The sequence below is a fragment of the Photobacterium minamisatsumaniensis genome (assembly GCF_050336695.1).
Taxonomy (GTDB): Bacteria; Pseudomonadota; Gammaproteobacteria; order Enterobacterales; family Vibrionaceae; genus Photobacterium; species Photobacterium minamisatsumaniensis.
The window spans coordinates 1-11,206 of record NZ_JAKJSI010000077.1 but is presented as its reverse complement, the minus strand read 5'-3'; the positions used below and the strand labels follow the sequence as shown (position 1 = coordinate 11,206).

At 37.3% G+C, this 11,206-nt stretch carries 13 protein-coding genes and 1 pseudogene; 4 read left to right on the top strand and 10 right to left on the bottom strand.

Going from position 1 to position 11,206, the window contains the following annotated elements:
• On the top strand, positions 1 to 280 hold a 280-nt coding region (locus L4D78_RS27665), incomplete at its 5' end, for a helix-turn-helix transcriptional regulator (RefSeq protein WP_428469895.1).
• Positions 281 to 461: 181 nt separating this feature from the next.
• Here L4D78_RS27665 and L4D78_RS27660 read toward each other — a convergent pair.
• From L4D78_RS27660 to L4D78_RS27645, 4 genes are all read right to left on the bottom strand, one after another.
• Positions 462 to 2,582, bottom strand: coding sequence for an AAA family ATPase (locus tag L4D78_RS27660; RefSeq protein WP_428469894.1), 2,121 nt, complete (start codon positions 2,580 to 2,582; stop codon positions 462 to 464).
• Positions 2,572 to 3,024: a hypothetical protein gene (locus tag L4D78_RS27655; protein ID WP_428469893.1), complete on the bottom strand. Its 453-nt coding sequence runs from the start codon at positions 3,022 to 3,024 to the stop codon at positions 2,572 to 2,574. The genes L4D78_RS27660 and L4D78_RS27655 overlap by 11 nt, the downstream gene beginning before the upstream one ends.
• Entirely contained in the window at positions 3,024 to 3,941 is a 918-nt protein-coding gene (locus L4D78_RS27650; protein WP_428469892.1) for a hypothetical protein, read from the bottom strand. The genes L4D78_RS27655 and L4D78_RS27650 overlap by 1 nt, the downstream gene beginning before the upstream one ends.
• A gap of 501 nt (positions 3,942 to 4,442) precedes the next feature.
• The gene (locus L4D78_RS27645; protein ID WP_428469891.1) at positions 4,443 to 5,168 is read right to left on the bottom strand and encodes an HNH endonuclease; all 726 of its coding nucleotides are present in this window, start codon (positions 5,166 to 5,168) and stop codon (positions 4,443 to 4,445) included.
• Between the two features lie 174 nt (positions 5,169 to 5,342).
• On the opposite strand from L4D78_RS27645, the pseudogene L4D78_RS27640 reads away from it, so the two are divergent.
• Positions 5,343 to 5,477: pseudogene (locus tag L4D78_RS27640) on the top strand (IS4 family transposase); the annotation flags it as partial.
• A gap of 68 nt (positions 5,478 to 5,545) precedes the next feature.
• On the opposite strand, the gene L4D78_RS27635 reads toward L4D78_RS27640, so the two are convergent.
• From L4D78_RS27635 to L4D78_RS27610, 6 genes are all read right to left on the bottom strand, one after another.
• Positions 5,546 to 6,004, bottom strand: coding sequence for an ion channel (locus tag L4D78_RS27635; RefSeq protein WP_428469890.1), 459 nt, complete (start codon positions 6,002 to 6,004; stop codon positions 5,546 to 5,548).
• Entirely contained in the window at positions 5,997 to 7,118 is a 1,122-nt protein-coding gene (locus L4D78_RS27630) for a PIN domain-containing protein (RefSeq protein WP_428469897.1), read from the bottom strand. Before L4D78_RS27630 ends, L4D78_RS27635 begins: the two co-directional genes overlap by 8 nt.
• 128 nt (positions 7,119 to 7,246) lie before the next feature.
• The gene (locus L4D78_RS27625) at positions 7,247 to 7,972 is read right to left on the bottom strand and encodes an HNH endonuclease (RefSeq protein WP_428469889.1); all 726 of its coding nucleotides are present in this window, start codon (positions 7,970 to 7,972) and stop codon (positions 7,247 to 7,249) included.
• 161 nt (positions 7,973 to 8,133) lie between these two features.
• Complete coding sequence (locus L4D78_RS27620) at positions 8,134 to 8,535, bottom strand: tyrosine-type recombinase/integrase (protein ID WP_428469896.1); 402 nt, start codon at positions 8,533 to 8,535, stop codon at positions 8,134 to 8,136.
• Positions 8,536 to 8,553: 18 nt separating this feature from the next.
• Complete coding sequence (locus tag L4D78_RS27615; RefSeq protein WP_428469888.1) at positions 8,554 to 8,742, bottom strand: site-specific integrase; 189 nt, start codon at positions 8,740 to 8,742, stop codon at positions 8,554 to 8,556.
• Between the two features lie 117 nt (positions 8,743 to 8,859).
• Complete coding sequence (locus L4D78_RS27610) at positions 8,860 to 9,117, bottom strand: hypothetical protein (protein ID WP_428469887.1); 258 nt, start codon at positions 9,115 to 9,117, stop codon at positions 8,860 to 8,862.
• A gap of 875 nt (positions 9,118 to 9,992) precedes the next feature.
• Between L4D78_RS27610 and L4D78_RS27605 the strand changes: the two genes are divergently transcribed.
• Positions 9,993 to 10,235: a hypothetical protein gene (locus L4D78_RS27605; RefSeq protein WP_428469886.1), complete on the top strand. Its 243-nt coding sequence runs from the start codon at positions 9,993 to 9,995 to the stop codon at positions 10,233 to 10,235.
• Positions 10,236 to 10,238: 3 nt separating this feature from the next.
• Positions 10,239 to 11,206, top strand: a 968-nt coding sequence (locus L4D78_RS27600) for a class III lanthionine synthetase LanKC N-terminal domain-containing protein (RefSeq protein ID WP_428469885.1), incomplete at its 3' end; no start/stop codon positions are given.

Below are 11,206 nucleotides of genomic sequence, written 5' to 3'. Positions count from 1 at the left end.
ATCAGACATTAACGTGACGCCGTCACAGTTAAAATCTGATAATAATCAAGAGCAATCACCCGAATCGCCTGAACCGATATCAACCTTAGATGCACAGTCATCACTACAACTGATCAGCCATAAGGAAGTGTTAGAGATGTTCCACGTCAGCAGCAAAGCAACGATCTACAAGTGGCGACAAAACCGAGGCTTTCCCGACCCATTTACACTAATGCCACTAAGATGGTTACGAACAGCCGTTGAAGAATGGAAAGATAGTGTTGGTGGATGTGGGCGGTGAATATGGAAGCGGCTGCAAGGCCGCTTTTTAGTTAGATGCCGAAATCAAAGTTTGGAGAAACACATGCTAGGTACTTTGCCCTTATTAAGAATGTTTGGATTAGGAGAAGTAAGTCAAATCAGTTAGTCGCATACGTAAAATAAGATCTGACCCTTCTTCTTTTCCATGTACTAAAATGTAACTAAACAGTATTATTTACTGAATCAACATCGAGACGACGGATTACCTTTCTAGGTAATCTAACCAACTTAAAGCTATCTACATTTAATCCTGCTATCGATGAACTGAAAGTTTCTTCATTCTCATCAAATGAAGCCGCAACAATGCTTTGTAAGCCACGTGTTGTAGCCAAAGTATCTAGCATTTTATTCATACTCTTAGTACTCATTGAATGCTGAGCTGGCTCGTCAAATAAAATAAGCCCTGGGTGGTTGCCACCTTCAGAAGAGGATGATTTATATAAAGCAATCAAATACGACCAAATAAGCCTTACAAAGTCACTTGCTGACGAATCGGACTTTATATCTGTAGTACTTGAACTTTGTTTTCCCTTGATTTCAGATGGTGTTTCTATTTGCTCTCTAAGCTCTAAATCTTTTAGGTAAGGAAGTAGAGTTCCAGCTTTTACTTCAATCTCACTGACTTCTGCACTGCGGTAACCAAATTTTGAAGCCAACAGCTTAAACTCATGAGAAAAAGCGTTTATTTTGTTCCAATCATTTTGCGTAAAGCTGTATTTAGATAAAGCAGCAATATCACCATTTATACTTTTATATTTCACAGCTAAAGCAGCCAACGCATCAATGCAACCTTGAGTTTTCACTTCAAGTTTACTTAAGTCTGATTGACGATTTTCTATAACAATTTTTTTTCTAACATCTGCTTCTTTAATGTTATTTGTAGACTTGATATCTCGCTTTAATGAAAGCAACTCTTTTCTAAACTTAAGAACCTCACGGTTAATGGTAAGGAGTTGACCTTTATCTCGCTCAATATTTATCTCTAGACCTTCAAGCAAAGACTTAGTCATCTTATTTTGGTTATCTAAGTGTGTAATATTTTCTTCAAGTGACATCGGCATTGCTACACTATCTGGCGATATCAAAATATCATCGATCGGATTCATGCAGGTATGACATTTACCTTTAGCAAAATCCAGTTCAAATTCATCTACACCAAACTTAACGAGCTTCCTTGTTAGTTTATTGGCCTTTAAATCTTTCTCTATGCTTTCCAAGCTTTCAATATATTGTCCAAGCTGAGATTCATTAATTTTGATTTGACTTCCACACATACTTTGCATCAGTAAAAGTTCATCAATTCGATCTTGGACTGTTTCAATTTTAGTTACTAAGTCTGGCGAATCATCAGAAAGCTGAAGTTTCTCGCTTTGAATAACCTCAAGCATTTCTTGTCTGAGATCGGATTTCACCTGCTCAAAAGGTTTAATTTCAACTCCAACTCTTTCACCAATTGACACTAATTTGGGGTCAAAGTCTACAGATGGTGTTTTACTAACCCCAGAAACTGACAAGTATCTATTTTCGACCGAAATTTTAATTTCCGTCGCAAACTCTGACCATTCACTAATAACTCTTGCACGCTGAGACTGAAGCTCGTTTAGCTTTTTCGTATTCCTAAAACTATCAAGATCAAGCAGAAAACTAGCAACTTTTTCCCTCATACCACTAACACCATAATATGGAATGTTAGCTATATAATCAGTCCAACCACGCTTCTGCTCGACGAGTAAAGCCGAAAACACAGATTGTAAGTACAGCTTAGTTTCTTTACCCTTATTGTCCGATAAACTAGGAAGTTCTAACCCTAAAAACTGTTCTAGATATGCAAAGAAGCCTCGTTGACCATCTTGGGCAGAACCTGCATCATGTAAAAACGTGTACTGACTTCTTAAGTTCGATAATGATGGATCTGTCAAATATGCACCTTCAATAATCTGAATCAGCTTAGTATCAGTGCTCTCTGACTTAATAACTCTTTTAAGCGTTATGACTTTTCCATTTTTATTCTCTAATTCAAGATAAACCGTAGAGCTAACTACTCGCTTTTCTACTCCATCTAGATCAAATCTATCTTTTAAAGCATAAGGCAATGCTGCATTCCCTTTTGATCCGATAATTTCTTCCATGCCAAGAGAGTAAATCAGCGAGTTTACAAACGTACTTTTCCCTGAAGAGTTATCACCACGAATGATGTTAAGTCCTGAGCTGAATGGGATACGATACCCATAATCCTGATTGTCTGTAGCGGATAACGTTACAAATAATTGATTAAACTTCATCGACCCACCTTTTAGCAGCTTGAGTTACCATTGTTTCTGTTATTTTTTTTGCTATGGACTTCAATTCATGAGCTTCCGAGTCAAACAACTCGACTAGTTTAGTCCCCGATATAAAGCTTTCAGATTTAGCAGTTAGTTGATAAGCACCGTTTTTAGTTCTTATAAGCAAACCTTCTGAGGTTGCATAACTCAGAGCCATGTTCAGTGACGGATCGATCCCCCAAATACCTAATAATAGCTCCTTCTTCTCAGCTGAAAGTTGCAGTGCTTTCAATCGTTGAGGCTCTAGCATAGCCCAATTAAATAGGTGTAACTTTAATAAACTTGCTTTCCCACCAGTGCAACAAAGCTTCAAAATTAGAAGTAATTTACCAACCTTATACATAGGTCTTAGTTCAGGAATCACCGCAGCCTTTTTACGATTAAATATCAACTTACTCACTACTCAATCCTCATAGGGCATTCCGCAATCCATCTAGCAACCATATGTTTTGTAATTGAAACCAAATCCTCATGCTCAATCGTAGAGATATGCGGGTCTTTACCAAACCGCTCAATAAGCTTCTCTTCCACCAACAAAATTAGCTTTTGAGGGCTATCTTCCCAAGTCATAGAAACTTCTTCCACATCACTTTCAAAGTTATTTACAAGCTTTGCAATTCGCTCATATAGCTCTGGGGATTGATTGAAAATGCGCCTTAAAATTTCGTATCCATCTAAATAAAGTTTTTTTGTTAACTCATTAAGCCGTGAATGTGTTTTGGGCTTATATACATTGTTAATGGAACTGCGAATTTCATTTTTCTCTGTGATATTCCCATCATATTCTGTAGTTAATTCTGGTTCAGTAATCACTTCCCCACTAGCACTTGAAAAGCATAACTGCTCACCATTGATGACTTGCTGCAGCCTAATATCTTGAACAAAGTAATCTAGGTCTTTCACTAGAATTTGAAAGTCATCAGCTATAAATGTAAGTCTTTCAGCTTTAACTTCCTCTTCTTTTTTTCGAGCGTGAGCATGAATATCGTGCTTGCCTATACGAGGAGTAATAAATAACCACTGGGAAACTTGACAGTCCCCAATATGTTTCACTAATTCTTTTTCGTTTTTAGACAACTTCTTAATATCAGTAGTGATCTTGTCACGCTGTTTCTCATGAAGCGTCCCTGAGCTATATTCCTCATCGGGGCAATAGCACTGAATCATGATGCCCTCATCAAGTACGAAGCCTTCAATTCCTAAATCACCAGGTGAAGCAACCATATCTTGATAGGTGTCATACTTTTTTTTAAAAACAGACTGGATTAACCTTTCCCATCGATCGCCATCTATAAGGCCAACATCAGTGTGAATCATATCTTTTAGGCACCTATCACATATACTTTGTGACATCATACACTTTCATTCACCGTCAGTTAAATCAAAGATTTAGTATGTTGAAGCTCACTAAAAAAGATGAGAAGGCCGCCACAAAAAGAATCATTGACTAAAATATACATCAACAGTAAAAGCAAAGGTTGAGATATAAACTTGCCAAGGAGACTGTATATATAAACAGTGCCATACGATTGTGAAAATGTCTATCAGAAACTTATAGGTGAGCGCCGTCTTTAAAGTTACTGCATTGAGACCTTGAAATTTAAATTGGTCAGGGTTAGGTTTAACTCATGCCTTGTTCATTTGACTAGTCAAAAAAAACTTTTTCATGATTCGTAACTAACTTTAGAGCAAATTTGAGTTACGTCGCCCTGAGTGAAAGAATTAAAAACATATAATGTAGATCTTTTCCTCAGAGGGAACTACTCCTTAGATAAACGGGATTATGGTATAGCACCAACAAAACTAAAGCGGCACGCATTACAAATCACCTCTAAAATATTTGCGAGACATTAATAGTTCAGATAGCTCTTCTGGTAGCAATGTATGCCCATTTCTATGCAGCATAGCATGACAATTCGGACATACAGGGATCAAATCTTCAATAGGGTTAACCTTATACTCACTATTTATTTCTTTAATTGGCACAATATGATGAACATGAATAAATCCTTCACCTCTTACTCCATAAACGGACTCAAAGTTAAAACCGCAAATCCTGCAAGAACATCCAAGTTCATTAATACAAACCTGACGGGCCTCATTGTTTCTTTCATAAGCATTTACAGTAATTGTTTTTTTCGCACCCTCATAAAAATCACCAGCACTATCATGAAGCTCCTCACTACAAGAGTGATTCATAGCAACCGCGCGATACATGCCTCCCTCATCTAATAATAATTTTCTCTTCTCTAAAATTGGTTCGAATCCATCCGCAATGATTTCACCTTTGTTATTAGTTTTTGTTTTAGTTCTAAAAACAAAAAGTTCATAGCCTTCACTTAAAACTTTAGCGATGTGCTTCATTGAATGTGCATATCCATTCTTCGACCAGTCAGGGCTAAGTATCACATCCCCATTAGAAGAATCTAAACTAAAAAGAACCTGCTTTCTGTCATCATTGCAGTATGAGTATTTACCCTGTGTAGACTTAAATGATAACCTCATGACTCGATTAACAAAGCCTGTTCTTGTTTCGTTATTCATAATACGATCTTATTTTGATAGCCATTATAATTATTAAATGGACAAAGAATTGATAGCAGCTAACGCAGCGCTCTTAACAGTCTCTACAAAATCCCTTTATAGTTCAATAAGTAGACATGCATCTTACCTTCTGATCTAATAGATTCACCAATAACACGCAAGATCGAAACCAAGATGCGTGATATTCAAATACTACATGAGTCGTTGGAAAATCAATGCCCTAGCATTCACAAAAAGCTACTCGACTCACTTATAGATTCGGTGAAAACCCTGATACAAAATGATGCCATAACCTTACTTGGTAGATCTCACCAAGCCAACTGGACTTCAAACCAAAACTGCCTAGCCCAGCGACACACTTGATGGCCTTGTTAGCTTTAGTTCTCCGGCTGAAGCTTTCCGACTAACGTTGATACAAATATGATCATATGTAACGTCCCTGTCAGAGCCATACCTATAGACAGAATTTTTTCTGATGATGAATTTGGTGTAAAATCACCATAACCAACTGATGTCAATGATATTATTGTGTAATAGAAATAATCTAACTGTGGAACCCACTGTCCAGTATTCAAAAATGAATTCATAACCATTAAGCAAAATGAAAATAACAAAGCTAATACAATCAATGCAGCAATATATATAACAGGTATTAAAGCCAGCTCAGTCCTTTTAATCACCTGTAATTTGAATGACAACTCCCAGTATAGGAATATATATAGCAAAATAATTCCAGAAGAAGATATAAGTGCATACATCTCTGTTGATTCAAATAACTTCGGAAAGAATATAATCTGTGCCAATAGTAGCAATAGTCCAATAAGCCATTTAGTCATAAGCATCACCTTGAATGCACATTGTTATATCATCAACCTCGTCAATTTGAATTGACCTAGTATCAACACAGCTGGAAAAATCCTTAAAATCAATAAGATCCCTATCAATCTTAACGGACGCCATTCCAGTAATCTTAACCGTGAATTCTTCTTCAGCCTCAAAGTAATGATCATTGTGGTCAGACACTGAAGGAGGGTTTTCTAAGCCATAGTAATCAGCTTTGAAAATGTAGTAATAAGCATAAACGTCTATAACAAGCTCAAATGGAATACCGAAATTTCCACTTCCGTAGTAAGGCACATCGCTGAAGTCTAATTCAATGTGATCAACTTCTCCGAAACTACTTATATAGGCTTCGTTGTTGTCATCTGGAATTGATGGATCATGAAACGAACTACCACATACCTTATCACCGGCTAACCAAGAGATTTCAGTAGAAATTTCTGACGTGCCATCTTCATAACCTGCAAGTGCTTCAATAATGTCTGGTAAGTTCTTAATTAGGTCGATATCTTTCAGTTCATCTTGGATTTTTTCACTTTCAATAAACTCAGAAAGTTGAGAATAAGTATGAATATCTTTTGATGACTCGAATGATTTCCTTAGCTTCCCATCCTCTGCAATCACAACCACATCCTTACTAGCAGCTGAAAGCTTGGTAATTGCCTGCACAATAAAACTATCTGGTATATCTTCCCGAGCTTTTACCTGTGTTAGAGGTGCAGTTCCACAAAAATAGGCTTCCATTGCTTTTAAGGCTTGCTCTTCACACAACGGAATAAACTCAGCCCCAGCTCGGTCAGCCCAATCAATAAAGTAAGCCTCTGAAGACTCGAGTATTTCGTTATAATTACTATCCAAGTTATCTTTCAGTGTCTGAACATCTTCTAACACCGATTCAGATAGAGGACGTCTCAGTAAACTATTTAAACCGGAAATTGATTTATTAATCTCTTTCTTACAGAACTCCCTCTGCTGTGTCTGAAACTCCCTCTGAACAACATATGGTATATGAAGCTTTAAAACTTCAGCTTTAGTCAGCTTTTCAAGAGCTTTAAAGTGCAAGTTATCGAGCTTAGGATTTTTTCTATAAATATTTGTATCAATGACCACGTCTATCAAACCGAACCTCCATAAAGTATCGAACTTAAGATTTCAGGTGCTAACGTCTAACATAAGTTGCACCACGACCAGCATACCAAGCGCACTGAACTCCATGCCAAAACCGCGGAGTAAATGTGTCAACTTGATGTTTTTGTTATGTGCAAATCGTCGAATAATAACTGCTTAGAAATTGACTGTGAGTTTTCACCAAAATGCATTTCTTTATGGCAATTTGGACATAAAGCAACTGTATTACCTACAGTATCAGAGCCACCATCAGCTAATCGATGAATATGGTGAACCTCTAAGTATGGACGCCCCTTTGCCGTTTTAAATGGAGCTTCGTTCTTGCAAAGCTGGCAAAAACCATTAGCTAGCCTGAGAACATAAGCTACAACTCTGGCATCACGGTAATATTGATTTGTAGTCCCTTCAACCCTCTTTGGGTTAAGTTGTCCTTTAGGCACGTTTTTCAATTGAACATTTAAGTATTCAGATTTATTTATGGCACTCAAGGAATCTTCACACAATATAGACTCAATAGAATCATCCACATACTCAAGTAAAAACTCGAAACTAAAACTAGATTGAAGGTCTGCTTTGGTGATTACAACTGTTGGCTGAACATGGTTTGAATCAAATGATGACTTACCTTTAAAAGCAATACTTTCAGAGCAATTTGGGTTTCTCTTTTGATGTTCAAAATGGGCTTTCTGTCCATTATGCCCTTGCTTCATTAACTTTATTTGAGACTCACACTCTGGGCACCTCCGTTTCACCTTTTTATAAGGATATAAACTTTCAACTGCTATTTTATGCCAATCTCCGCATATTAAAGCTTCACAAATAACCCTTTTTGTCATCTACCCTCCAACTGCACATAACATTTTCTTCTACGAACTCGATTCGTATACCTTTCTGTTTCGGCGAGTATACGAATCAACTTCGCTTCTCTCACGTTTAACTACGGAGTTCGCTCTATTAATAGAACCATCAAACCATGTGCATGACATTATGAAAAGTATTAACCGTCATTACTGTCTAGGTAATCAAACAATTTCTTCGCATACAGCTCATACCCCTCAAACTGCTCATCTAACCAATCATGCTTGTTGTATACGGCAAGTATCCCACCCAGTTCATGACCAAGCATCTTTTCTACCACATGTGGCATCACACCAAGCTCTGAGGCACCTGTAGACAACGAACGCCTGAAATCGTGTGTACGCCACTCTTCTAGTGGCAGGTTGGCTCGTATACGGCGTATATAGCGATTAGCGGCTGAAATGGTAATTGGTGTATTGAGGTTTTGCTCTGGGAACAACACGTCATCCTTCTTCTGTATAAATCTGCTTTCCATAACGCGCTCTAGTATAGATCGGGCTTTGGTGGGAATTGGGCGTCGGATTGGCTTGTTAGTCTTGATCAGCTCTTTGGGGACAGTTCATATACCGGCCTTCATGTCGAAGTGAGATCGGCGAGCTAAGCGAAGCTCTGAAAGGCGGCTACCCCATAGCATGGTGAGTTGGTGAAGGGTTTTGTTGGCAGTACTTGCTCGGCTACGTTCCATTGCTAGCCATATTTGTGCTAATTCAGACCAAGTAGGCACACGAGTACCATTCTCTGACGTCATACCAACGTTTTGCTTTTTAATCCGATCGACATCTGTTCTTTCAATAATGAATTTACTTTTGCAGAAGTTCAGGCAGGAACGAAGTTGGGTAAAACTGAGTTGGCTGTTTTGGGCTTTTCAGCACTTATTGTATCTAACCATTCTTCTAGAGCTGTGCATCCACTCCCTTGCGGGTATGGTTTCGACGTTTCTGTCTGGGAAGGTACCAAGGAAGTAATTTTTAGCGAAGGAGTAATAGAGTGCTTGAGTACCTTCTTTTAAGCTTGGTACGTAGTGTTTTAGCCAGTAGTTAATGCAGTCGTCTAAAGTGATGAAATCTTGCTCACCTGTGTTGGCAATTTCTGGATTTCGGCCAGATTCTCTCAATTCAAGCATGATTTTATGTTTCCGCCTTGCCTCTTTAAGGGAAGTTGCGGGATACTTACTAACATAAGTTCTAACACTAACAGCTATCCTTGGTGCATTAATGAGCCTTTGTAAAATAACAACAAATGACTCACCGATAGCTTCTGGAAACGACTATGAATGATACAAATCAGCCAACACTGTTTTGGCTAGATTATGCACGTAAGTCAATAATGCATTGTTTTTAATGATTTATTTTATATAAGCCATCATTACAGGACGCAATCTGGACACATGCTATGGTGGAATCCCACACAAAACCTAACAATCTTAGTAGCAAAACAAACCACGCAGCTCCCCCTTTAAGTAAGCAACGCCTCAATTTCATTTAGAGGCACTATCCAAAATACTGGGCGGAATGCTGACTTACTTACCTACAACTCTATGAATTAGCAGAAAAAATCAAAAATAGATTTACTTATCAGTTAGTTGCCTACTTCCCTTTTATTGTTTATATCGTTATTTATCTGTCCCTTTTTTGCCCCTATTTACCCCCAAAAGCTCATATTTAAATCCGTTTTGCCCCCATACATAAGCCAATATTCTGGTACAAAATCCTGCAAACTCTCAAATGAATCACTATGCCAATTGGCGTGACAGGCTCAACTTACTTCTATCCCAAAGTGATTTAGAGCAAAAGAAAATTTTATTCTTATAAATTACAAAGCAATTTCCGTACCAAAAGTTTCATTGAAGGATCTTCGAGTTATTTCAGAGTTTAAAACATGTGTTAGATCTCATACTTGCAAAATTGCTCGTTATAAAATGAGGCGATATTCAATCAATGTTCTATGATAATCATGTTGGGCTGTGTGAATTTTATACTATTGTGTTTGGAGGACAAAATGGCGAATCAACTCTTGGATAAACTCAAAAACGATAACGATTTCGCATTAGAGTTGCAAAAAAAGGCTTTTAAAATCAAAGTAGGAACAGCTACGGAGCAAGATAGGGAAGAATTTATCAATCTGATTGCTGATACTCCTGAGCAGCTTGAAAAGCTGAAAGCTCTAAACGAAGCTGGTCCAGAAGCATCGATTACAATCACCACGATCACTACATTAACGACTGCAACTACTGCATTTTAATGTATGACGATAGATAAAATATACGAAGAGCATCTTAAGGATTGGTATTCTTTCACATCCACACTTCCTTTTCCGAAAAAAAAAGTGTGGATGTATCATCACCCTAATATCGAACATCTACCCATTCAGGGTTGGAAAATTCATATATCAGCTTACCCAGCCTGTACACTTGCCATTGCGAAGATATTAGTTAAATTTCTTGTAAAGGAAAACATAAGCTTCAAGTTTTTCCACAATTTAACTGATTATTATCAGATCAATGCTGGTATCGGTAGTAACTACACTCAAATTGGGAAGTTTTTCACTATTTATCCCCTAGACTACAATGAATTTATTTTAATAATCATTCAACTGGTCAAGATACTAGAAGGTTTTTCTGGTCCGAAAGTAGTGTTTGATAACCACATTCCAGATACGTGCATATATTATAGATACGGAATAATTAAAGGAACAAAGAAAACAAAGATTGTAGATTCTGACGGTAATCTATATGACGATGACAGAACCATCTACAAGCCTAGTTGGGTTAATGATCCTCTAGGTGAAGAAATTTCTATCTCGAAGACAGTACGAGGTGACAATAGAAAAATTCCATCACATTACAGAATAATGAGTGTGTTATCTCAAAGGGGTAAAGGCGGAGTATACGAAGCATTTGATAACAATAAAAAATGTACCGTAATTATTAAGGAGGGCAGACGGCATGGTGAGAGAGATCTATTTGGAGTTTCTGGTTTCGATAGAATAATGAATGAAGTGGTTTTCTACAAAAAGTTCTCACATTATGGATATTTACCTGAATTAATGGATTATTTTACTATAGGAGATTGTGCTTACATTGTTATTGAAAAAATATCTAACATCAATGAAAGCGAAATAACTAAAGGTTATTTGAAGTTAAATTGGCCATCCTTAGACAATTTTATAAACAAAGTACATAAATGTGGATATATTTTTAGAGATATCAAAAG